At 67.5% G+C, this 21,870-nt stretch carries 26 protein-coding genes; 10 read left to right on the forward strand and 16 right to left on the reverse strand.

Annotated elements, in window-relative coordinates; all coding sequences use genetic code 11:
• Nucleotides 1-143 precede the first annotated feature (143 nt).
• The 5 genes from DBV10_RS08605 to DBV10_RS08625 all read right to left on the reverse strand — a co-directional run bounded on the left by DBV10_RS08605 (nt 144) and on the right by DBV10_RS08625 (nt 3,693).
• Nucleotides 144-785: a histidine phosphatase family protein gene (locus tag DBV10_RS08605; RefSeq protein WP_124512597.1), complete on the reverse strand. Its 642-nt coding sequence runs from the start codon at nt 783-785 to the stop codon at nt 144-146.
• A gap of 26 nt (nt 786-811) precedes the next feature.
• Nucleotides 812-1,432, reverse strand: coding sequence for a DUF4136 domain-containing protein (locus tag DBV10_RS08610; RefSeq protein ID WP_124512599.1), 621 nt, complete (start codon nt 1,430-1,432; stop codon nt 812-814).
• A 55-nt stretch (nt 1,433-1,487) separates the two neighbouring features.
• Nucleotides 1,488-2,429: a tRNA 2-thiocytidine(32) synthetase TtcA gene (ttcA, locus tag DBV10_RS08615; RefSeq protein ID WP_199740071.1), complete on the reverse strand. Its 942-nt coding sequence runs from the start codon at nt 2,427-2,429 to the stop codon at nt 1,488-1,490.
• A 71-nt stretch (nt 2,430-2,500) separates the two neighbouring features.
• The gene (locus DBV10_RS08620) at nt 2,501-2,872 is read right to left on the reverse strand and encodes a dihydroneopterin aldolase (RefSeq protein ID WP_124512601.1); all 372 of its coding nucleotides are present in this window, start codon (nt 2,870-2,872) and stop codon (nt 2,501-2,503) included.
• A gap of 26 nt (nt 2,873-2,898) precedes the next feature.
• Entirely contained in the window at nt 2,899-3,693 is a 795-nt protein-coding gene (locus DBV10_RS08625; RefSeq protein WP_124512603.1) for an SDR family oxidoreductase, read from the reverse strand.
• Nucleotides 3,694-3,703: 10 nt separating this feature from the next.
• On the opposite strand from DBV10_RS08625, the gene DBV10_RS08630 reads away from it, so the two are divergent.
• The 3 genes from DBV10_RS08630 to trxC all read left to right on the forward strand — a co-directional run bounded on the left by DBV10_RS08630 (nt 3,704) and on the right by trxC (nt 5,530).
• The gene (locus DBV10_RS08630) at nt 3,704-4,822 is read left to right on the forward strand and encodes a class I SAM-dependent methyltransferase (RefSeq protein ID WP_124512760.1); all 1,119 of its coding nucleotides are present in this window, start codon (nt 3,704-3,706) and stop codon (nt 4,820-4,822) included.
• A gap of 13 nt (nt 4,823-4,835) precedes the next feature.
• Nucleotides 4,836-5,030 carry a DUF2905 family protein gene (locus DBV10_RS08635; RefSeq protein ID WP_124512605.1) on the forward strand — a complete coding sequence of 65 codons (195 nt, stop codon included), beginning with the start codon at nt 4,836-4,838 and terminating at the stop codon, nt 5,028-5,030.
• A gap of 62 nt (nt 5,031-5,092) precedes the next feature.
• The gene (gene trxC / locus DBV10_RS08640; RefSeq protein ID WP_124512607.1) at nt 5,093-5,530 is read left to right on the forward strand and encodes a thioredoxin TrxC; all 438 of its coding nucleotides are present in this window, start codon (nt 5,093-5,095) and stop codon (nt 5,528-5,530) included.
• Between the two features lie 10 nt (nt 5,531-5,540).
• Here trxC and DBV10_RS08645 read toward each other — a convergent pair whose 3' ends face one another.
• From DBV10_RS08645 to DBV10_RS08660, 4 genes are read right to left on the reverse strand one after another with little or no spacing between them, the layout of a single operon-like run.
• The gene (locus tag DBV10_RS08645; RefSeq protein ID WP_124512609.1) at nt 5,541-6,014 is read right to left on the reverse strand and encodes a DoxX family protein; all 474 of its coding nucleotides are present in this window, start codon (nt 6,012-6,014) and stop codon (nt 5,541-5,543) included.
• A gap of 22 nt (nt 6,015-6,036) precedes the next feature.
• Complete coding sequence (locus DBV10_RS08650; RefSeq protein ID WP_124512611.1) at nt 6,037-6,807, reverse strand: DNA-binding domain-containing protein; 771 nt, start codon at nt 6,805-6,807, stop codon at nt 6,037-6,039.
• Nucleotides 6,798-7,649 carry a DUF692 domain-containing protein gene (locus tag DBV10_RS08655; protein WP_124512613.1) on the reverse strand — a complete coding sequence of 284 codons (852 nt, stop codon included), beginning with the start codon at nt 7,647-7,649 and terminating at the stop codon, nt 6,798-6,800. Before DBV10_RS08655 ends, DBV10_RS08650 begins: the two co-directional genes overlap by 10 nt.
• A 3-nt stretch (nt 7,650-7,652) precedes the next feature.
• The gene (locus DBV10_RS08660; protein ID WP_124512615.1) at nt 7,653-7,940 is read right to left on the reverse strand and encodes a DUF2282 domain-containing protein; all 288 of its coding nucleotides are present in this window, start codon (nt 7,938-7,940) and stop codon (nt 7,653-7,655) included.
• 207 nt (nt 7,941-8,147) lie between these two features.
• On the opposite strand from DBV10_RS08660, the gene DBV10_RS08665 reads away from it, so the two are divergent.
• Entirely contained in the window at nt 8,148-8,693 is a 546-nt protein-coding gene (locus DBV10_RS08665) for a sigma-70 family RNA polymerase sigma factor (RefSeq protein ID WP_124512617.1), read from the forward strand.
• On the forward strand, nt 8,690-9,331 hold the full coding sequence (locus tag DBV10_RS08670) for an NrsF family protein (protein ID WP_124512619.1): 642 nt from the start codon (nt 8,690-8,692) through the stop codon (nt 9,329-9,331). Before DBV10_RS08665 ends, DBV10_RS08670 begins: the two co-directional genes overlap by 4 nt.
• A 29-nt stretch (nt 9,332-9,360) precedes the next feature.
• Here the strand turns inward: DBV10_RS08670 and DBV10_RS08675 are convergent, their stop codons facing one another.
• Nucleotides 9,361-10,611, reverse strand: a complete 1,251-nt coding sequence (locus DBV10_RS08675) for a multifunctional CCA addition/repair protein (protein WP_124512621.1) — start codon at nt 10,609-10,611, stop codon at nt 9,361-9,363.
• Between the two features lie 41 nt (nt 10,612-10,652).
• Here DBV10_RS08675 and DBV10_RS08680 point away from each other — a divergent pair, with 41 nt between their 5' ends.
• Nucleotides 10,653-11,546: an OST-HTH/LOTUS domain-containing protein gene (locus DBV10_RS08680; protein ID WP_124512623.1), complete on the forward strand. Its 894-nt coding sequence runs from the start codon at nt 10,653-10,655 to the stop codon at nt 11,544-11,546.
• Nucleotides 11,547-11,581: 35 nt separating this feature from the next.
• Nucleotides 11,582-12,037: a hypothetical protein gene (locus DBV10_RS08685; protein WP_124512625.1), complete on the forward strand. Its 456-nt coding sequence runs from the start codon at nt 11,582-11,584 to the stop codon at nt 12,035-12,037.
• 25 nt (nt 12,038-12,062) lie between these two features.
• On the opposite strand, the gene DBV10_RS08690 is transcribed toward DBV10_RS08685, so the two are convergent.
• The 3 genes from DBV10_RS08690 to DBV10_RS08700 all read right to left on the reverse strand — a co-directional run bounded on the left by DBV10_RS08690 (nt 12,063) and on the right by DBV10_RS08700 (nt 13,767).
• On the reverse strand, nt 12,063-12,371 hold the full coding sequence (locus DBV10_RS08690; protein ID WP_124512627.1) for an NIPSNAP family protein: 309 nt from the start codon (nt 12,369-12,371) through the stop codon (nt 12,063-12,065).
• Between the two features lie 8 nt (nt 12,372-12,379).
• The gene (locus tag DBV10_RS08695; RefSeq protein WP_124512629.1) at nt 12,380-13,075 is read right to left on the reverse strand and encodes a glutathione S-transferase family protein; all 696 of its coding nucleotides are present in this window, start codon (nt 13,073-13,075) and stop codon (nt 12,380-12,382) included.
• A gap of 119 nt (nt 13,076-13,194) precedes the next feature.
• Nucleotides 13,195-13,767, reverse strand: a complete 573-nt coding sequence (locus DBV10_RS08700) for a 5-formyltetrahydrofolate cyclo-ligase (protein ID WP_124512631.1) — start codon at nt 13,765-13,767, stop codon at nt 13,195-13,197.
• Between the two features lie 14 nt (nt 13,768-13,781).
• On the opposite strand from DBV10_RS08700, the gene DBV10_RS08705 reads away from it, so the two are divergent.
• Both DBV10_RS08705 and DBV10_RS08710 read left to right on the forward strand, forming a co-directional pair.
• A complete protein-coding gene (locus DBV10_RS08705; protein WP_124512633.1) occupies nt 13,782-15,767 on the forward strand; it encodes a lytic transglycosylase domain-containing protein in 1,986 nt (661 codons plus the stop codon).
• A 108-nt stretch (nt 15,768-15,875) separates the two neighbouring features.
• On the forward strand, nt 15,876-16,475 hold the full coding sequence (locus DBV10_RS08710) for a DUF4124 domain-containing protein (protein ID WP_124512635.1): 600 nt from the start codon (nt 15,876-15,878) through the stop codon (nt 16,473-16,475).
• Between the two features lie 25 nt (nt 16,476-16,500).
• Here DBV10_RS08710 and DBV10_RS08715 read toward each other — a convergent pair whose 3' ends face one another.
• The 3 genes from DBV10_RS08715 to DBV10_RS08725 form a co-directional block, all read right to left on the reverse strand.
• Nucleotides 16,501-17,436 carry an MBL fold metallo-hydrolase gene (locus DBV10_RS08715; protein WP_124512637.1) on the reverse strand — a complete coding sequence of 312 codons (936 nt, stop codon included), beginning with the start codon at nt 17,434-17,436 and terminating at the stop codon, nt 16,501-16,503.
• A 225-nt stretch (nt 17,437-17,661) separates the two neighbouring features.
• A complete protein-coding gene (locus DBV10_RS08720; RefSeq protein WP_124512639.1) occupies nt 17,662-19,350 on the reverse strand; it encodes an AMP-binding protein in 1,689 nt (562 codons plus the stop codon).
• A 115-nt stretch (nt 19,351-19,465) separates the two neighbouring features.
• Nucleotides 19,466-20,209, reverse strand: coding sequence for a hypothetical protein (locus tag DBV10_RS08725; protein WP_124512641.1), 744 nt, complete (start codon nt 20,207-20,209; stop codon nt 19,466-19,468).
• Between the two features lie 133 nt (nt 20,210-20,342).
• On the opposite strand from DBV10_RS08725, the gene DBV10_RS08730 reads away from it, so the two are divergent.
• The gene (locus tag DBV10_RS08730; protein WP_124512643.1) at nt 20,343-21,239 is read left to right on the forward strand and encodes a triacylglycerol lipase; all 897 of its coding nucleotides are present in this window, start codon (nt 20,343-20,345) and stop codon (nt 21,237-21,239) included.
• The last annotated feature ends 631 nt before the right edge of the window (nt 21,240-21,870 follow it).

Consider the following 21,870-nt stretch of genomic DNA (forward strand, 5'->3'; position numbering starts at 1 on the left):
GGGTTGGAGTGAAATCGGGCGACAAGGCCGCCCCAGCTGCTTGCATGGGCATGAGCCCATGCGGCGCATCCGAGGCGTCCACGTCCATCACGATGGCACTCCAATGCAATCTCCAAAAAGACTTTGAACAGGTTCTTTGGGCGTCAGGAATGGGTTTCATCGCGGGCGGCCTGGTTGTCCAGGTGCTGGGTGTCGGCCCAGCCGATCAGGGTCAGTCCATCGGGTGTCCACAGCAGCCGGTTGATGGCGGCGTTGGCCAGTTGCCAGGTGCGGGGTGCCTGGAGGTCCTGGCGCGTGGCCAGGCGGTACAGCACATCGAGCACGCCGCCGTGCGCCACCATCACCACCTGCTCGCCCACATGCCGCTGGGCCAGCGCGGCCACGGTGCGTTCGATGCGCCCCTGCAGCGTGACCAGCGACTCGCCGCCCAGAGGGGCGTAGTGCGGGTCGCGCTTGCGCCAGCGCAGCGCGTCTTCGGGCAGTTCGGCTTCGATCTCGGCAAACGTGCGGCCCTGGAAGTGGCCAAAACTGCGTTCACGCAGGCCGGGATTGGTCGTCAACGGGGCGCCGGTGGTGTGGGCCACGGCCTGGGCGGTGGCGTGGGCACGCCGCAAGTCGCTGGTGTAGACGGCGGCGATGGGCTCGTCGGCGAGTGCGCGGGCGACCTGGCTGGCCTGCCACAGGCCAGTGTCATTGAGCGGAATGTCCAGGTGGCCCTGGATGCGGGTGTCCACATTCCAGGCGGTTTCGCCGTGGCGGATGGCAACGATGCGGGTGGCTTGCATGCAGTGGGGGTGGGGGCTGCGGGATGTCAGGGGGTGGTCGGTGCCAGGGGCAGGCGCACCTGCCGGGGGCCCTGGGGCGGCTTCGGAAAACCGTTGAGTGCGGCGTCGAACAGCACGCCGTAGACGGCCGGGTCGCTCACCCACACGTCTTCGTGCACGGCCGAGGTTTCGACCACCACGGCCTGGGTGGCGGCGTCGCGCATCACGATGCTGACGGCGCGCCGGTGCAGGGGCGTGGGTTCGCCAAAACGCCAGGCGCTATGCACGCCCCAGCCCCGGCCATACCAGCCCCCCATGCCCCAGGGGCCGGGGCCAGACGCACCGTAGGGGCCATAGGGGCGGAAGGGGTCGTAGCGCGGCACGCTGTCGGCCTGTACGCCCAGCTGCACCAGCAGCCGGGGCGCGGCAGCGTCGCGCTGCAGGCCAGCGCGGGCCAGGGACTGCTCGGCCAGCGCGGCAATCGCGTCAAACGCAGGCGTTTGCTGCGAGGGCAGGCGTTCGATGCGGTAGGTGGCAGGTGCAGGCACGGCCGCCAGGGTCGAAAAGCTCTGCACCTGGCCTTCGACCATGCGTGTGGTGCTGCAGCCCATGAGCAGGGCCGCGGCCAGGCCCAGGACAAGGGCGGGAATCCATCGGCGTTGTGTCATGGTCAGAAACTCCTGAAAAGGGATCTCTGTGAGAGTGCTAGAGCCCGCCCGGGGTTCACGACAGCTGCACCACCTGCACGCCGGGCAGGGTGGGCGAAGGTGCCACAAACTCTTCCTTGTCAAACGCCTTGTCGCCGTCTTCGCTGGCAACGCCCGTGGCCTTGGCGTTCTTGAAGTCGTACAGGCCGCCGTCCAGCAGGTGCGAGGGCACCACGTTCTGCAAGGCGGTGAACATGTTCTCCACGCGGCCGGGGAATTTCTTCTCCCACTCGCGCAGCATCTCGCCCACCTGCTTGCGCTGCAGGTTCTCCTGGCTGCCGCACAGGTTGCAGGGGATGATGGGGAAGTCGCGGTGCGCCGACCAGCGGGCGGTGTCCTTCTCGGCCACGTAGGCCAGCGGGCGGATCACCACATGCTTGCCGTCGTCGCTCACCAGCTTGGGCGGCATGCTTTTCATCTTGCCGCCGAAGAACATGTTGAGCAGCAGCGTTTGCAAGATGTCGTCGCGGTGGTGGCCCAGCGCGATCTTGGTGCAGCCCAGCTCATCGGCCACGCGGTACAGGATGCCCCGGCGCAGGCGGCTGCACAGGCTGCAGGTGGTCTTGCCCTCGGGCACCAGCTTCTTGACGATGCTGTAGGTGTCTTCGTTCTCGATGTGGAAGGGCACGCCCGTGCTCTTCAGGTATTCGGGCAGCACATGCTCGGGGAAGCCAGGCTGCTTCTGGTCCAGGTTCACGGCCACCAGATCGAAGTGGATGGGCGCGCGGGCCTTGAGCTTGAGCAAAATGTCCAGCAGCGTGTAGCTGTCCTTGCCGCCGGACATGCACACCATGACCCTGTCGCCCTCTTCGATCATGTTGAAGTCGACGATGGCCTTGCCGACCTCGCGGCACAGGCGTTTTTCGAGCTTGTGGGTCTCGCGCTCGATCTTGATGTCATTGCGTGGCGCGGGGGCGGCCACGGCGGGGGCTTCGGCTTCTGTCCAGACGGTACTCATCCCCCGATTGTCTCATTCCCGCTGTTTTTGCGGCGCGGACGGCCGCTCTGGCGGCAGCGCTGCGGGGGCGCTCACCACTGCCCGGTTTCCACCCGGATCGCCACTTCGCAGTCGTCAAAAATCTCCAGCTTGGCGATCTTCACGCGCACGCCCAGCACGCCGGGCAGCTGCATCAGGCGGTTGGCCAGCTTGCCGATCAGGCTCTCCAGCAGGTTCACATGTTCGGCGCGGCACTCGTCGATGATGATCTGGCGCACCTTGCGGTAGTCCAGCACATGCAGGATGTCGTCGTCGCGCGGGGTGAGCGGCTGCACGCCCAGGCTCAGTTCGGCATCGACCTGGATGGGCTGGGGATCGGTTTTTTCGTGGTCGAGAATGCCCAGGTTGGCGTCAAAGCGCAGTCCGGTGAGTGTGAGGATCTGGGTGCCTGCGGCGTAGGTCATGGGTGGGTCCTGGCGTGAGCGGGTGCTCACATCAACGAAAAATCGCGGTCAAACTTCATCAGGTGCTGGCCGCCATCGACCAGCAGCGTGGTGCCGGTGATCGAGCGGTTCTCCAGCGCAAACTTCACCGTAGCGGCCACATCCTCGGCGGTGGACGAGCGGCCCAGCGGGGAGAGCGCATGCAGCTGGGCAAACTTGTCGTCGCTGAGCATGTGGCTGGTGAGCGTGAGGCCCGGCGCCACGCCCACCACCCGCACGCGCGGCGCCAGCGCCAGCGCCAGCATGGTGCCCGCAGCTTCCAGCGCGGCCTTGGACAGCGTGTAGCTCACAAAATCGGGGTTCTGGTTCCAGAGCTTCTGGTCCAGCAGGTTGACCACGGCGCCCTGGGCATCGGCCTCGCCTGCCGCGGCGCGGTCGGCCACATGCTGGTGCAGCGCCTGGGCCAGCAGCACGGGGGCGGCGGTGTTGCTGCGCAGGTGTTTTTCGAGCGCGGCAAAACCAAAGGTGGCGGCGTTGTCGTGCTCGAACAGCGAGGCGCTGTTGACCACCGCATCCACGCGGCCGAAGTGCGCCACCACGCGGGGCAGCAGGGCGCGCACGGCGGCCTCGTCCTCAAAATCTGCGTCAAAAAGGGCGCTGCCGCTCGTCAGCTGTGCGCAAGCAGCTACGGTATCCATAGCATCCTGCCGCGATGTGCGATAGTGCACCGCCACCTGCCAGCCCCCCGCCGCCAGCGCCAGCGCAATGCTGCGGCCCAGGCGCCGGGCGGCGCCGGTGACCAGCACGGTGCGGGGGCGGGAAGGCGGGGAAGAGGGGGGCATGTGGGGGACAATGCGGGCCGTGACCCAAAGACCCGACAGTTTAACGACCGCCCTGCACCAGCACATCCGCGAGGCCATTGCCGCCGACGGGGGCTGGATGGGGTTTGACCGCTTCATGGCGCTGGCCCTCTACACCCCTGGCCTGGGCTACTACGCCAACGATTCCACCAAATTCGGCGCCATGCCCGAATCGGGCAGCGACTTCGTGACCGCGCCCGAGATGACCCCGCTGTTCGGCCAGACCCTGGCCGCGCAGGTGGGCGAGGCGCTGGCGCAGACCGGGACCGACGAGGTGTGGGAGTTCGGCGCGGGCTCCGGCGCGCTGGCGCTGCAATTGCTCGACACCCTGGGCGACCAGGTGCAGCGCTACACCATCGTCGACCTGTCGGGCAGCCTGCGCGCGCGCCAGCAGGCCAGGCTGGTGGCCCACGCGCACAAGCTGCGCTGGGTGGATGTGCTGCCCGCGCAGTTCAGCGGCGTGGTGGTGGGAAACGAGGTGCTGGACGCCATGCCGGTGCAACTGCTGGCGCGCCATGGCGGCCAGCAGGGCGGTGTGTGGCACGAGCGCGGCGTGGGGGTGGATGGCGACGGCCGCTTTGCCTGGGCCGACCGCCCCACAGCCCTGCGCCCGCCGCTCGACATTGAAGGCCCGCAGGACTACCTGACCGAAATCCACGCCCAGGGCGAGGGCTTCATGCGCATGCTGGCCGACCGGCTCACGCGCGGCGCCGCCTTCTTGCTGGACTACGGTTTTGGCGAAAGCGAGTACTACCACCCCCAGCGCCACATGGGCACCGTGATGTGCCACCAGGGCCACCTGGCCGATGGCGACCCGCTGGTGGCGGTGGGCCTCAAAGACATCACCGCCCACGTCAACTTCACCGCCATGGCGCTGGCCGCGCAGGAGGCGGGCCTGCACGTGCTGGGCTACACCACCCAGGCGCATTTCCTCATCAACTGCGGCTTGCTATCAAAAATGGAGCTTCTGCCGCAAGAGGGGCGGGCGATAGCGGCCAAATTGATCATGGAGCACGAGATGGGCGAGCTGTTCAAGGTGCTGGCCGTGGGCGCGGGCGAGGCGTGGGAGCCCATGGGGTTTGCGCACGGTGACCGCTCACACCGGCTGTGAGGCTGCAGGCCGCATGTTCCGCTGGCTCCTCGTCATCGTCCTGGCCCTGGTGCTCATCAGCGGGCTCACGCCGCTGCTGCGCCGCCTGGGGTTTGGGCGCTTGCCGGGGGACTTCCGGTTTCGCTGGCTGGGGCGGGATTGGGATGTGCCGCTGGCCTCCACGCTGCTGCTGAGTTTTGTGGTGAGCCTGCTGACCAAGCTGCTGTAGCCTGCCCTTGAAACACTGCGTGGGGCCGCCATGTGGTTTGTCAGACAACCCCTGACCTGCCCATGACCGAAGCCCTGCACATCGTCTGCCCCCACTGCCACACCACCAACCGCGTGCAGGCCGCCCAGCTGGGCAGCGCGCCCGACTGCGGCAGCTGCCACCGCCCCCTGTTTGCGGGCGCCCCGCTGGAGCTGGATGCCACGGGCTTCGACAAGCAGGTGGCGCGCAACCACATCCCCGTGCTGGTGGATTTCTGGGCACCCTGGTGCGGGCCCTGCCGCCAGATGGCGCCCGCTTTTGCCCAGGCCGCGCGCGAGCTGGAGCCGCGCGTGCGCCTGGCCAAGCTCAACACCGAAGACCATCCGGCCATCGCGGCGCGTTATGCCATCCGCAGCATCCCGACCATGGTCCTGTTCCAGCAGGGGCGCGAGGTGGCGCGCATCTCGGGCGCGCTGGGGGCGGCGGACATCGTGCGCTGGGTGCGCACGGCCGCAGGCTGAGGCAAGTGTTTCAGCGAATTCCCAGCATGCGGTCCAGCGACACAGCGCCCGCGCCGCGCCCCGCCAGGTACAGCAGCAGCCCCGCCCACGACAGGTGGGTGGGCCAGGCATCGGGGTAGACAAACACCTGGATGACCAGCGTCATGCCCAGCAGGGCCAGCGCCGACAGGCGGGTGCACAGGCCCAGCACCAGCAGCACGGGGAACAGGTGCTCGGCCACGGTGGCCATCTGCGCCGCCAGTTCGGGCGGCAGCAAGGGCAGCTTGTACTCGTCGCGGAACAGCGCATAGGCGCTGTCGGAGATGCTGAACCAGCCCTCGACCTTGGTGCGTGCCGACAGCCAGAAGATGCCCGCGATGGCCACGCGGTTCACCAGGGCCAGCAGGCTGTGGGGCGTGAGCCCGGTGGCGGTATCGGCCAGGCGGGCCAGCAGCCTGCGCGGGCCTTTGGCGGGGGCGGTGGGGAAGTGGGTTGTGGTGTGCATGGGGGCTCCTTTGAACAGGTTCTCAGCCTGTGCGTGAATCGGTGGAGATCAGGGCGCCTGCGTCGAGCAGGCTGCCCATCAGGGCGGCAAAGTCGGCGCTGGGGTCGGTCTCCAGGGCCCGGGTGGCTGCGGCCTCGAGCGTGAGACCCCGGGCGCAGGCGTCTACAAAGGCCACCCCCGCCCGCGGCAGCGGGCGCCATGTCACTTGCGCCTGCGGGCGGGTGAGCAAGGCGCCGTCGCCGGCCCATTCCAGGGTGTCCAGCGACGTGGGCGTCGCCAGGCCCTCACGGTGGCTCTGCCACAGGGCGTAGGCCGGATGCGCGTCGCACCAGGCCCAGCGCGCCGCCGGGTGGGGGCGCAGTTGCACCAGGGCGAGCGTGTCGGGCGGTTGCTGCGCCAGCCAGTCGCGGCCCACGGAGGGGGCGTCGGCCGCCAGATGGCATTCGGTCCAGCAGCGGTCGAGGTGCGCCACAGCGCTGAGGTAGGGCAGATCGGCGGCGGGTTCAAACCGCTCCAGAAAGGCGGCGAACCCGTCTCCGTAGTCCACCAGCAGCCCGTTGCGGGGCGGCCGGGCTCGGGCGTGCACTGCTGCGGCTGCGCGAAACCAGTCGGTGCCCACCAGCTGGCACACCGTGGGGTAGCTGGCCTGCAGCGCATCGATGCAGCCCTTGAGCACGGTGTTGCGGTACACGGCAAACCCCGGCTGGGACTCCAGTGCTGTCAGCCACGGCGCATGCACGGCCTGGCCAAGCAGCGCGGCCGAAAAACCGTCCTGGAACGCGCTCAGCTGCATGGGGCCTCCTCGGGCTGGGCCATGGCCAGCGCGCGGTGGGCCTGGTCGCGCTCGGCCATCAGTTCGCAGAATGCGGGCAGGTGGTCATCCCGCTCAATCAGCGTCGGCACGGGGCCGGTGCGCGCAATCACGCGCTCGTACAGCGCCCACACGGCGGGGGCCACGGGCGCGTCGTGGCTGTCGATGAGCAAGGCATTGCCGTGCACCGGGTCGGCATGGTGGCCTGCGAGGTGGATCTCGGCCACGGCGTGCAGGGGGAAGGCATCAACATAAGCCTGCGCGCAAAAGCCCAGGTTGTTGGCGCTGACATGGACGTTGTTCACATCCAGCAGCAGGCGGCAGCCGGTGCGGCGCACCAGCTCGGCCAGGAACGCGGTTTCGGCCCAGTCGTGGCCGTCGATGTGCAGGTAGTGCGTGGGGTTCTCGATGGCGATGGGCCGCTGCAGCACATCCTGCGTGCGCGCGATGTTGTCCGCGATGCGGTGCAGCGCCGCCTGCGTGCGCGGAAACGGCAGCAGGTCGGGCAGGTACTGGCCGCGCCAGGTGGACCAGGCCAGGTGCTCTGAGATGATCGCGGGCTCCACGCGCCGCGCCAGGGTTGCCAGGCGCGCCAGGTGGGCCGCATCGGGCGGCGCATCGGCCGCGAGCGACAGCGATACGCCATGCAGCGCCACGGGGTGGCGTGCGCGGATGGCCTCCAGCCAGGCCAGGCGCGGGCCGCCGTCGGCCAGGTAGTTTTCGGGGTGCACCTCCCACCACAGGCCGGGGGCGGTGCAGTGCAGCGCCTCGCCATAGTGCTGGGGCTTGAGGCCCAGGCCGGCGGTGAGAGGGCGCGGGGCCATGGCTCAGGCCTTGGTGGGCATCAGCGAGCCCATGCCCTTGGGCGTCTTGATCGACGCGCAACTGCCCGCGGGCACGTGCTTCCAGGCGTTGCCCTGGTAGTCCATCTTCGAGGTGCCGGCGCAGGTGGTGCCGGGGCCGGCGGCACAGTCGTTCTTGCCGGCCATCGAGACGCCATAGCATTTCTCCATGGCGGGCTTGGCGCCATCCATGGGCGCGGTTTGGGCCATGGCGGCGCCAGAGGCGAGGGCGGCAAGGGCGAGGGCGCCGAGGCTGAGGGTGCGTGAGGTCATGGTGGGTTCTCCGAGGGTTGAGGGTTGAATCCGACCGGGGTGCTGCACAGAGGCGGCGTCCAATTGCCCGATCTGCGTTGTAATTCGCGCAGTGCAGCGGGTGGGTTACAGCGCTGTGCAAAAAAATCGCGGTGGCATTGCAAAGAAATATTTGCAGTGCCTGTAACCCAATGGCCCCGGGATACGAATTCCTTGCAGGGAGACACCATGGAGATAGTGGAAGAGCGCCTGCGCGGTTTGCTGCTGCAGGGGCTGAACGCCGATGCCGCCGCCTACCAGCGTTTTTTGAAGGAGCTGAGTGCGCACCTGCGTGCGTTCTTGCGCCGGCGCCTGGCGCAGCGGCCCGACGAGGTGGAGGACCTGGTGCAGGAGACGCTGCTGGCCGTGCACAACCAGCGCCACACCTACCGGCCCGACATGCCGGTGACGGCGTGGGTGCACGCGATTGCGCGCTACAAGCTCATCGACTGGCTGCGTTCGCACGCTGTCAAAGAGGGGCGCAACGACCCGCTGGACGATGCGGACGAGTTGTTTGCCAGCAGCGACAGCGAGGCCTTTGAAGCACGGCGCGACCTGGGGCAGTTGCTGCGGACCTTGCCGGACAAGCAGCGCCTGCCGATCGAGTATGTGAAGCTGGAAGGGTTGTCGGTGGTCGAGACGGCGCGCCTCACGGGGCTGTCGGAGTCGGCCGTCAAAGTCGGCGTGCACCGGGGGCTCAAGGCCCTGGCCGCCAAGATCAGGGGAATGGCATGAAAACCGATGAATTGATCCACCTGCTGGCCACCGATGACCGGTCCGTGCAGTCCACCGCCATTGAGCAGCGGTTTGCCATCGCCAGTGCCGTGGGCATTGCCGGTGCCGGGGTGCTGATGCTGGCGTTGTTCGGCCTGCGCCCTGGCCTGCTGGCCACCCTGGCGCTGCCCATGTTCTGGGGCAAGCTGCTGTTTGCTGCGGCCCTGGCCGCCGCCGGGCTGGCGCTGCTGCGCCGCATGGCGCGCCCGGGCATGCGGGTGGGGGCGGCCGCCTGGCTGCTGGCCGTGCCGCCGCTGGCGCTCTGGGCCCTGGCGCTCGTGGTGCTGGCACAGGTGCCTGCGGCCGAGCGCTTGCCGCTCATCCTGGGCAGCACCTGGCGCACCTGCCCGTTCAACATTGCGGCGCTGTCGGTGCCCGCTTTTGCGGCCGGGTTCTGGGCGCTCAAAGGGGCGGCGCCCACCCGCCTGGCCTGGGCGGGGGCGGGGGCGGGCCTGCTGGCCGGTGCGTTGGGCGCGTTGGTGTATGCGCTGCACTGCCCCGAGATGGCCGCGCCCTTCCTCGCCGTCTGGTACCTCGCGGGCATGGCCATCCCGACGGCGCTGGGCGCGCTGCTGGGGCCGCGCCTGCTGCGCTGGTAGGGTAGGTTGGTGGAGGCGTGTGCCTGGGGTCAGTGCGCGGCGGGCTCGTGGAGCCACCGCGCCACCGCCTCCACCCGCGCCTGGTGGATCAGCGCCCCCACCTGCGGGCCGCCTATGCCCTGGGTCGCTGCCTGCGCGGCAATGTCGCGCGTGACCACCGCCTGCACGGCGGCCAGCACCGCCGCCAGGCGGGGGCGCTGCGGGTAGGCGGCTTCCTCAAACCCCAGCCGCCCACGCGCATCGCATTCGCAGGCCAGCAGGATCTCGGCAAAGCGCTCGGGCTTGCGGATCGCGTCGCAGCGCTCCAGCAGGCGCACCAGGGCCGCGGCCGATAGGTCCCCACTGCGGTGGATGTTGCCGTGCTCGCGCGCCACCACGTCGGCGGTTTCGCGGCAGTCCACGGGCACGCGCAGGCGCTCGGCCAGGGCCTTGAGCAGCCTGGCGCTGCGTTCTTCGTGGCCGATGTGGCGCGGCAGCACGTGGGCGGGCGTGGTGCCCTTGCCCAGGTCGTGCGCCAGGCAGGCAAACCGCACCGAGAGGGGCGCCTGCAGCCGCGCGGCCATGTCCAGCACCATCATCAGGTGCACACCGGTGTCCACCTCAGGGTGGTAGTCGGCGCGCTGGGGCACGCCCCACAGGCGCGCCACCTCGGGCAGTAGCACCTGCAGTGCGCCACACGCGCGCAGCACCTCGAACATGCGCGAGGGCTGTTCTTCCATCAGCCCGCGCACCAGTTCCTGCCACACGCGCTCGGCCACCAGGTGGTCCACCTCGCCGTGTTCCACCATCTCACGCATGAGCTGCATGGTTTCGGGCGCCACGCTGAAGTCGGTGAAGCGCGCCGCAAACCGCGCCACGCGCAGGATGCGCACGGGGTCTTCGCGAAACGCGTCGGTCACATGGCGCAGCACGCGCGCCTGCAGGTCTTGGGTGCCACCGTAGGGGTCAAAAATGCCCTCTGCGACCGTCCCATCAGCGCTGGCAGCTATCGCATTGATAGTAAGGTCGCGGCGCGAGAGGTCTTCTTCCAGCGTCACATCGGGCGAGCTCTGCACCACAAAGCCCCGGTAGCCGCGCCCGCTCTTGCGTTCGGTGCGGGCCAGCGCGTACTCTTCGCGCGTCTCGGGGTGCAAAAAAACGGGGAAGTCCCGCCCCACGGGCAGGTAGCCCAGCGCCAGCATCTGCTCGGGCGTGGCGCCCACCACCACCCAGTCGTGGTCATTCACCGGCCGGCCCAGCAGCTTGTCGCGGACCGCGCCACCCACCATGTAGATTTGCATCGGGCTAGTTTAGAGGGGCTCGATTTCCGATAATCACAACAATGGAACTTATCGACCAATCCGAGCCCGCATACGCAGAGCCACAACGCCAAGTACAGCGTTGGTTAGGGCGTTGCATGCTGTCGTTGCAGCAGTCGGAACGGCTTTTGAAGGCATTCCTGCACGACGCAGAGGTCACGGCTGTCCATACCGGGCGTGTGGGCGAGGGTGCTGCCGCTTTTGAGGTGAGTCGTGCGTTTGAAAAAGAGCGCTTGGCTTCTATGACTTTGGGAGGCTTGGTCTCAGCGTTTTTTGGCGATGTGGTCTTGGATAGCGAAGCACCTTCTAATAGCCGGAAAGAGCGCGCCTTACCCGATGGCCGCCTTTCAATGCGGCATAGTTTCCGCTTCTCGGTGTCGTCGCAAACTTTCGAGACTCTGCAAACGTCCATGCGAGAAATGGTATCGCTGCGCAACGAATGGGTGCACCACCTTGTCGATCGGTTTGACCTCACGAGTCTGGAAGGGTGTGCACAAGCGCTGGAGAATCTGCAAACAGGCTACGAGAAAGCTGAGCGCTTTCGGCTTGAGCTTCAGGGGGTTGCCAAAGTCATGGCCGAAGCCGGGGAGCATATGGCTGCTGCTTTCACCAGCCCGCAGGGTCAAGCGCTTTTCTTCGGCAGGAAGGTTCCATTGGAATCGACCTCTTTGCTCAACGCCTTGCGTGGAGCAATCGATGTTGTTGCTCCGAACGATGACGGAACCGTGTTACTCAGTGAGGTGCTGGAAACGCTGCGTTCGTCGCACCCGGATGAAAAACCGGAGAGCTACGGCTATGCCAGTTGGCCGCAGGTGATTCACGAATCCCGTATTTTTGGCATGGTGAGGCGCGATGCGGAGGGGCGGAAAATTCCGCCGCGTGTGCGATTCATAGGTAGCCCTGCGCAAGGCGCATGACACACAGATTTTCGGCAACCTCAGGAATCATCACCATGTCCATCTCGTCTGACCTCACCATTGCCCAGCTCAACCCCGATGGCAGCGTGCCCGTGCCCACGCCGCCCGACGCAGCCGCCAACGCGGCCGCAGAGGCCCTGCAGCGCGAGGCACAGTTCGAGGCGCTGAAGGCCCAGGTGGAAGGCTTGCAGGAGATCCTGGCCAAGCCCCTGAACGAGATCCTGGCCGAACACGACAAGTTCAAGGAGGCGGCGGCCGCCTGGGATTCCTTCGGCGCCATGTGGATGCTGTCGCAGCGCGCCATGCGCCGCGTGGCGATGGACCTGGCGGCCCCGCAGGGCGTGAGCGAAGAGGAGGTGGTGGCCCGCGCCATGGCCCATGCCAAGCAAGTGCTCAACACCGAGGACGAAGACCTGGGCGGCTCCATCGCCCCCGCGCAGCTGGCGCACATTGCGCGGCACAAGGCGTTTTTGCGCAAGCAGTTTCGGTAAGGGAACCGCCCGCGCGTGGCGTCATTCAGCCAAACACCGGCCTGAAAAAACTCCGCTCATAACTCACGATGCACCCCGTCTCGTCGGCATAACGGAAGGCCGCCTGGCACTCTGCGTCCTGCATCGAGGCCTCGCGGTAGCGCTCGTAGCTTGCAAGGCTCTCGAACGTGAACAGCGCCAGTGCGATGTTGTTGGCGCCCTCGCTGGGCATGAAGTAGCCGTGGTGCTGGCCGCCGAATTTCTCGACCAGCGGGATCCACAGTTTGCCGTAGTGCTCAAACTCCTTGAGCTTGCGGGTGTTGAGCACGTAGCGCAGGTAGATGGTGACCGCCATGGCGTGCCTCAGCCTTGTGCGGGGCGCAGGCGGTAGGGCTCTTCGAAGTCCAGAAAGTCCTTCTCGGCCAGGGCGCCGTCGATCCAGGCCTTCACGCCGGGCAGGGCGCGCACGCGGTCCACATAGGCCTTGATGGGGGCGGGCACGGGCAGGGCATAGGCGTGCAGGCGCATGCACACGGGGGCGAAATAGGCGTCGGCGATGGTGAATTCGCCAAACAGCAGGGGGCCGCCGTGCTCTTCGAGCAGCGCGCTCCACATGGCCACCAGGCGTGCCACGTCGGCGCGCACGCCGGGCTTGTCGCGCCAGATCAGCGCCCCGGTGTCGGCCAGATCGGCCTCGATGTTCATCGGGCAGTTGCCGCGCAGGGCGGTGAAGCCGCTGTGCATTTCGGCGCAGACGCTGCGGGCGCGCGCCCGGGCCTTGGCGTCCTGGGGCCAGAGCTGCTTGTCGGGCCAGGTCTCGGCCGCGTATTCGGCAATGGCCAGGGTGTCCCACACCACCAGGCCGTTGTCATCGACCAGCACCGGCACCTTGCCTGTGGGGCTCACCGGGCCCATGGTGCGTTTGAAGTCCGAATCGGCCTCGAAGCTGTCGAAGCGCACGACCACTTCGTCAAACGCAATGCCGGCCTGGCGCAGCAGCACCCAGGGGCGCATGGACCAGGACGAATAGTTCTTGTTGCCGATGTAGAGCTTGGGCATGGTGGACACCTGAAAAAAAGAGGTCAGCCCGCCATGCTAGCGGCTGCGCGGCGTGCCGGCGATGCCAAAACGCGGCCTGAATGATGCGTGGCACGCATCACCGGCCACCCCGCTGCCGATCAGATCGGCCAGACCACGCCGTTGTCGTTCAGGATGGCGTCGAGCGGCAGGTCGAATTCTTCGGGCTCGAAGTCGTCCAGGTAGCCCTGCGTAAAGCCCAGGCCCACGGTGAACGGCTTGGGCTGCAGCGTGGCCAGGGTGCGGTCGTAGAAGCCGCCGCCGTAGCCCAGCCGGTAGCCGCCGGCGGCATAGCCCACGCAGGGCACGAACAGCAGCGTGGGCACGATGACCTCGGTGTCCTTGGGCTTGGGGATGCCGTAGGCGTCTTCTTCCATGGGGCAGCCGGGGTACCAGGCGTGGAAGGTCAGCGTCTTGTGCAGCTTGTTGACCACGGGCAGACCGATGCGGCGCAGCTGGGGTTCGTCCAGCAGCTCGCCATCTTCCTTCCAGCGGTGCAGGGCGGGCAGGGGGTCGAACTCGCCCTTGATGGGCCAGTAGGCGCCGATCACGGTGTCGGGCCGGTTCACCAGCCAGATGCGCATCACCTGCTGCAAGGCATCGGCCCGCTGTAGGCGGTCGGGCAGATTGAGGCGTTCTTCTATCAACGCGCGCCGAAGGGCTGCTTTGTCCATCAGATAATTCCCCCATGCAATTTCTCAGAGCGATTCTGACACCCCTTGTTGCCGCCACCCTGCTGGCTGGCGCCGCGCCCCTTGTCATGGCGCAAAACCGTGGGGACGATACCCTGCTGGAGATGCAGCAGGCCTTTCGCAAGGGCGACCGCAAGAAGCTGGAGCAATTGCTGCCCTCGGCGCGCGGCCATGCGCTGGAACCCTGGGCCGCCTACTGGGAATTGAAGCTGCGCCTGGCCGAGGCCGCGCCTTCGGAAATCCAGTCCTTCATGCAGCGCTACGCCGGCAGCTACCAGGAAGACCGCTTGCGCAACGACTGGCTGCTGCTGCTGGGCCAGCGCCGCGACTGGGGCCAGTTTGCCGAGCACCACCCCAGCTACCGCATGTCGGACGACCGCGAGGTGCGCTGCTATGCGCTCTTGATCGACCAGATCAAGGGCACGGCCGGCCCCACGGTGGCCGAGGATGTGCGCAGCAACTGGTACGCGCTGCGCGATGGAGACGATGGCTGCACCCACGCCGCGCGCGAGTTGCACGGCTACAAGAAGCTGTCGGCTCTGGATGTGTGGCGCAAGGCCCGCCTGGGCGTGGAAGCCAACCGCCCGCGTGTGGTGCGTGCGGCGGTCGAGATCGTCTCGCCCGAGTCGCTGCCGCAGGTCAAGGACGTGCTCGACGCGCCCAGCAAATACCTGCACGCGCGCGCCACGGCTGCGGGCAAGGCCAAGCAGGAACTGGTGCTGCTGGCCCTGTTGAAACTGGCCACGGGCGACCCGGACAGCGCCGCCCACCAGCTCGACAGCAAGTGGGGTGTGCACCTTTCGTCCGAAGAACGCAACTGGGCCTGGGGTGTGATCGGCAAGGCGGCGGCGCAGAAACTGTCCAGCGACGCGGCGGGCTACTTTGCCAACGTCACCCGGGACAGCGACCTCAACGACGACCTGCTGGGCTGGAAGGTGCGCGCCGCGCTGCGCGCCGGCCAGTGGAAGACCGTGGGCAAGGCCGTGGACGCCATGGGCCCCGAGGGCCGGCAGGACAGCACCTGGGTGTACTGGAAGGCGCGTTCGCTGCTCGCGGGCCGTGTGAGCGAGGCGGAGCGCGCCGAGGCGCGCCAGCTGCTCGAAGGCATTGCCAGCACGCGTGGCTTCTACGAACAGCTGGCGCTGGAGGAGCTGGGCCAGCGCATCACGGTGCCGCCCGCGCCCGCGCCCCTCACGGCCGAAGAGAAGGCCGCCGCCCGCGCCAACCCGGGGCTCAACCGGGGGCTGTACGCCATCCTGCTGGGCCTGCGCAGCGAGGGCGTGCGCGAGTGGAACTACACCACCAACCTGCACCAGAGCGGCGGCATGCCCGACCGCGAGCTGCTGGCCGCCGCCGACTTTGCCTGCCAGCGCGAGGTGTGGGACCGCTGCATCAACACCAGCGAACGCACCAAGGGCGTGATCGAGGTCAGCCAGCGCTTTCCCATGCCATTCCGCAGCGCGGTGGTGGAGCGCGCCAACGGCATTGGCCTGGACCCCGCCTATGTGTACGGCCTGATCCGCCAGGAAAGCCGTTTTGTGATGGACGCGCGCTCGCATGTGGGCGCCTCGGGCCTGATGCAGGTGATGCCCGCCACGGCCCGCTGGACGGCCAAGAAGATCGGCCTGGCCAACTTCACCGCCGACCAGATCACCGACCGCGACACCAACATCACCATCGGCACGGCCTACCTCAAGCTCGCGCTGGACGACTTTGCGGGCTCCATGCCCATGGCGGCTGCCGCCTACAACGCCGGCCCCGGCCGCCCCCGCAGCTGGCGCAACGGGCCCGTGCTCGACGCCGCCATTTGGGCCGAGAACGTGCCCTTTGCCGAAACGCGCGACTATGTGAAGAAGGTGCTGGCCAACACCACCAACTACGCCGCCATGCTCACCGGCCAGCCCCAGTCGCTCAAGGGCCGCCTGGGCACCATCGGCCCGCGCGATGCGGCTGCGCCCGAGGTGAACAAGGACCTGCCGTGATGGCCGCCGAGGCGCTGCCAACACCGTCTAGTTGCTATTAATATGAGAGCTTTTGGCGCTTGATGGGTAAGCGCTGGAGCGTGTTTTTATAAAAACGGGAGGGATGTCATGGGGAAACGGGTGTGGACGGCCGGCGTGGCCGCAGTGGTGGTGGCGTGGGGCGTTGGCGCCCAGGCGCAGCCGGTGTACAAATGGGTGGATGCCGACGGCAAAACCCACTACGGATCGCAGCCGCCACCGACCAAGCAGGACGCCGAGCCGCTGAAGCTGCAGAGCAACAACGGCACCAGCGGGAGTGGCGGGAGCAGTGGCGGCTCCGGCAGCAAGGGCGCTTCCGGCAAGGCGCAGCCGCAGTACAACCCCGACGGCACCAAGAAGATCCCCAGGGATGTCGAAGAATTCGGCCAGGGCATGAAGAAGGCGCTGGAGACGGTGGACGGCAAGCAGGTGCCGCTGAACTGCGCCGCTGCCGTGGACAACATCCACTACCAGGCCGACCAGATGCTGGAGGTGGGGCAGAAGAATGTGCGCGACGGCTACATGGCCCAGGCCGACTTCGACAAGACAGCCCCCAAGATCCGCGAGGCCCGGGGCAAGTACAGCGTGTCGGATTGCCAGAGCGCTTCAGGCAACAAGAAGTCGTTTTACCAGTGCATGTCCAGCAGCTACAACCACGTGATGGGCTGCGACAAACAGCACAAGCATTGACGCGGCCGGCCAGGGCCGGTGTGCGCTACACGTTGTGCAGCATCTCGCCTTGGCGCAGGGCGGCCCCCGAGCGCACCAGCTCGTCGGCCAGGCTGGCCAGCCACTCGGCCTCGGTCCGGTCGCCAAAGTGGCGAGCCTGCAGCATGCCGAAATAGGGCGTGGCCTGTGTCCAGGCGGCCAGGTCCGGCAGGCTGATCTGCTGCCACTCCAGCAGCTTGTACTTGAGCAGCACCTTGGCGGCATAGAGCGCATGCTTGGCCGGGTTGCGCACAAAGCCGTCCAGGCGGCGGCGCGCGCCGTCGATGGCGCGCGGGGCATCGGCAAACACCGGGCCATGGCCGGGGATGACAACCTGCGGTGCGAGTTTCTCAATCACATCGAGCGTGGCCGCCACGTCGGCAAAGGCGTCCTCGCCGTCCAGTTCGGGGAAGACCACGCCAAAGCCGTTCTCCCACAGCGCGTCGGCCGAGATCAGCACGCGGCCCTGGGGCTCGAACAGCACCACCGAATGCGGATCGTGCCCCGGCGCGGCATGCACCTGCCAGGGCTTGTCGCCCAGCAGCACGCAGGAGCCGGGCGTGAGCAGCGTGTCGGCCCGGAAGGGCGGGCATTCCTGGCCCGTGGGGGTGTAGCTGAGGGCGTAGGCGTCCCACTGGCGCACATGGTCGGCCTGGCCGGGCGGGATGGCCGTGAGCGCATCGGGCCAGGCCTTTTGCAAGGCCGCGTTGCCGCCGCAGTGGTCGCTATGCAGGTGGGTGTTGAGCACCCGGTCCAGCACGCGGCCCGCGAGCGCGCTGTGCACCAGGTCCACCGTCTGCGCGGCATGGCTGCAGTAGCCTGTGTCTACCAGGGCCGTGTCGTGGTGGCCGATGAAGAGGATGTTGTTGGCAGAGAGCCAACCGCGTTCGAAGACGGTGATTTCGGGGGGCAGAAGGTCGGGGGGCGCGGGGCGGGTAGGCATGGGGGCGGGGTCGGTCGCTGCGTGACGGGGGGCGCGGCATGCGCGCCGTGGCCTGCGCAGCGTACCGCAGGTGCCGCCGGGATGGCGTCCTCCAAAACCCGCGATCCGGGGGGCTCGGGCACCGCCATGGGCAGGCTGGGGACAGGGCGGAAGGAAAAGAAAAAGAGGCGCCAAAGCGCCTCTGGGGGACGGCGGGCCGCGCGGGGATGCCCCGCGCGCAGTGCGTCAGGCCGCCGATGACCGCAGCTCGCGCCGCAAAATCTTGCCCACGTTGCTCTTGGGCAGCTCGTCGCGGAACTCGATGTACTTGGGGCGCTTGTAGCCGGTGAGGTTCTGGTGGCAGTAGTTGGCCACTTCGTCCTCGGTCAGGGCCGGGTCGTTCTTGATGATGAACACCTTGATCGCCTCGCCCTGCTTTTCATCGGGCACGCCGATGGCCGCGCATTCGACCACGCCGGGGCACAGGCTGATGACCTGCTCCAGCTCGTTGGGGAACACGTTGAAGCCGCTCACCAGGATCATGTCCTTCTTGCGGTCGATGATGCGCGTGTAGCCCTGCGCATCCATGATGCCGATGTCGCCCGTGCGCATGAAGCCGTCGGGCGTGAAGGCCTTGGCGTTTTCTTCGGGCTGGTTGTAGTAACCCACCATCACGTTGGGGCCGCGGATGCAGATCTCGCCCGGGTCGCCCTGGGGCAGGCTGTTGCCTTCGTCGTCCTTGATGGCGATGTCGATGCCCGGCAGCGGCAGGCCGATGGTGCCGCTGAACTCGGTGCTGATCACCGGGTTGTTGGTGCCGATGGCGCAGGTCTCGCTCATGCCCCAGCCTTCGATCATGGTGCTGCCGGTCACCTTCTGCCATTGCTTGGCCGTGCCTTCGCTGGCGGCCATGCCCCCGGCCTGCGACACGCACAGGTGCGAGAAGTCGAGCGCCTTGAACTGCGGGTTCTGCAGCAGCGCGTTGAACAGCGTGTTCACGGCGGGCAGCATGTGGAAGGGGCGTTTTTTCAGTTCGGCGATGAACTTGGGAATGTCGCGCGGATTGGGGATCAGCGTCATGCTGGAGCCCTGGCGGATGGCCAGCAGGCACAGCGTGAGCGCGAAGATGTGGTACAGCGGCAGCGCGGCAATGCTGTTGGCCTTGCTCAGGTCGCCCACCTTGGACAGGGCCGGCGTGAACCAGGCCTCGGCTTGCAGCGTGGCGGCCACGATGTTGCGGTGGGTGAGCACCGCCCCTTTCGACAGGCCCGTGGTGCCGCCGGTGTATTGCAAAAACGCAATCGAATCGAGCGTGGCCTGGCTGGGCGCCAGCGACTTGTGCTCGCCCAGCGACAGCGCCTTCTTGAACGTGACGACCTTGCGGCCGTTCGACAGCGGCAGGTCATAGGCGGGCACCATCTTGGCCAGGTGGCGCACGGCAAAGGTGATCCATTGGCCAAACCAGAAGCCCAGCAGGTCGCCCATGGACGCCATCACCACATGCTGGACGGCCGTGTGGTCGATCACATCGGACAGCGTGTGGGCAAAGTTCTCCAGGATGACGATGGCGGTGGCGCCCGAGTCCTTGAGCTGGTGCTCCAGCTCGCGCGCGGTGTACAGCGGGTTCACGTTGACGCAGGTGTAGCCCGCGCGCAGCACGGCGGCCATGGTCACGCCAAACTGGGGGATGTTGGGCAGCATGATGGCCACGCGCGCACCGGGTGCGAGACCCAGGCTTTGCAGATAGGCACCCAGTGCGGCCGAGCGGCGCTCCAGCTCGCCATAGGTCATCCACTGGTCCATGCAGACCGAGAACGGGCTCGACGCGTGTTTGCGGAAGGACTCTTCCAGCAGGTGGGCCACAGAGCGGTATTGCTCGGGCTTCACGTCATGGGGGACGCCCGGTGGGTAGCTCTTGAGCCAGATCTTTTCCATGCGCTTGATTCCTTCCCTTGTGCTTGCCTGGTGCGGCTGGCGCGCTTGGTGCGCCCTGTCCGCCAAATGCCATTGATAGGTGGGCACAGATTGTGGAAGGCGGGCGCGCAACGGGCTATCGGGCTTGTCCTAGGGTGCGCACGAGTTGGGTCCCGCAGGCGACAGGGTCGGCATCAAAGAGCAGGTCCATCAAGGCCTGCTCACGCGCTTCGATGGTGGCCAGAAACTCCTCCACCCCGCCGCGCTGGCGCGCGAGCTGGCCAAAGGTGTCAAACCCGGCCTCCAGAAACTTCTGCAACGCGCCCATGCCGGCGGCGTTGGCCGGGCCGCGCATCATGCGCAGCATCATCCGCAGGCCCGGCGTGCGGGTCAGGCGCGCCAGGTCGGTGCCCATGGCCAGCACGCGCTGCAGCTGCTGCTGGCGTGCGTGGCGCTGGCCCACGGTGCGCCAGCTGGCGGCGTAGCAGGCGGCAGCATCGTCCGGGCTGCCGGCCTGGAGCCGCCACGCGCGGCCCATGTCCTGGTCCAGGGCTTCGGTCTGCGCGTGCAGCACCGCCAGGGCCACGGCGGTGTTCACCACGGGTTGGGGGAACATGGTCTGCAGCGTGCCCGCAATGCGGCCAAACTGCTGGTCGCGGTCGGTGTAGTCGCTGTCGCTGTACAGCTCTTCCAGGAAGAACCGCGCCGCCGGCCCGAACGTGGGCGAGGCCATCAGGTCGGCATAGGTGCCCCGAAAGCGTTGCGCCTGCAAGGCCTTGACGCGGCCTACCGCCGCCCCCAGCGCCGGGTCGCCCGTGCGGTGCAGGCGCAGCGCGGTCACGTCTGCAATGCAGTCGCGGATGGTCTGGGCGGCATCCATGGGGCGGGGCCTTTCTTCTTTCGTTCTTTCTCTCTGCATGAAGTCGGGCGGCGGGAGGGCGGCCTCGGGGCTGCACGCCCAGGCCGCACAATGCGGCGGACCCCGTCAATTACAACATCCGATCCTCACCCCCATGATTGCGCGTTGGCAACGAAGTTTTGTTTTCTTCATCCTGCTGTCCATGGCCGTCTGGCTGGCCTGGCAATGGCCGCAGTCCCCCGTGCGGGCGGTGTGGGAGGCCTTGTTGCCACTGGCCATTTACCTGCTGGTGATGGCGCTGCAGTTTGTGTTGATGCACCTCACCAACCGCGCCGACGCGGCGCCCCGTGCGCGCCTTTCGCAGGTGGTGGCGGCCTGGGGGGCTGAGGTGCTTGCAGGGCTGGCCGTGTTCTGCTGGCGCCAGCCGTTTCGCCACCAATCGCTGCCCGACTGGCTGCCCGCGCAGCCCACGGGCCAACGCGGCGTGGTGTTGGTGCATGGCTTCATGTGCAACCGGGGGTTGTGGCTGCCGTGGTTTGCCCCTTTGCAGGCGGCCGGCCATGCCCATGTGGCGGTCAACTTGGAGCCGGTGATGGGCTCCATCGACGCATACGCTGACACCATTGAAGACGCCGTGTTGCGGGTGACGGCCGCCACGGGCCAGGCGCCAGTGCTGTTGTGCCACAGCATGGGCGGGCTGGCGGTGCGGGCCTGGCTGCGGGCGCACCAGGCCGATGGGCGGGTGCACCGGGTGCTGACGCTGGGCACGCCCCATGGCGGCACGTGGCTGGGGCGCTTCAGCCGGGCGGTGAACGGGCGGCAGATGAGCCTGGCGGGGGACTGGGTGGTGGAGTTGCAGCGGGCTGAGCCTGCGGGGCGGGCGGCGTTGTTTACCTGTTGGTATTCGAACTGCGACAACATCGTGTTCCCGGCGACCACGGCGGCGTTGGCGGGGGCGGACAACCGGTTGGTGGAGGGGGTGGCGCATGTGGAGATGGCGTTTGATCCTCGCGTGGTGCGGGCTTGTCTGGAGGAGATTCGGAAGGGGTGAGTTTTGGTTGAATTGGCTGCTGCCGCTTTTCCATAAAGCGCTGGTAGCTACTGTTTTTGTAGCTTTTGACCGTTAGGACTGAGCTTGTTGAAGCTGGGGCTGGTTGGTTGGTTTGGGCTCCGTGCTTGTGTTGAGGGCGGGAGCCGGGTTGTCGCCCCGGCGGGCGACTCACTTTCTTTTGCTTCGCCAAAAGAAAGTAAGCAAAGAAAAGGCGACCCCCAGTCTGCGACCCCTGCGCTGCGCTACGGGGCAAACCTGCGGCGGGGCGGTTGCGGGGTGCGCCGTGGAACTCGCTTTGCTGCTGTGCAGCGCCGCTCGGACAGCCACGGCGAGTCAGAGCACGAAGCATGGGCGCTCCGACGCCCATGCTCACCCCCCAACCGCCCCGCCGCAGGCGCAGCCAGCAGGGGGTGGGCAGCCGAACATCCAACAGCCGAACAGCCACATGGGCCTTTGCTGCGCTGGGCCCCCTCTCGTGGGCGCAAGCGCCACGCGCTGCGCAGGCGCGGCCGAGCGCAGCGATGGCCCGTGGGGATGTCCGATTCGCGGGTTCCCTTCTGGATGCGCCTGGGGCGCGCAGGGCGCGGGGTGGCATGTGTGCCGAAGGACACACATGCTTCGTGAACTGACT

The sequence above is a fragment of the Acidovorax sp. FJL06 genome (assembly GCF_003852545.1).
Lineage (GTDB): Bacteria > Pseudomonadota > Gammaproteobacteria > Burkholderiales > Burkholderiaceae_C > Acidovorax.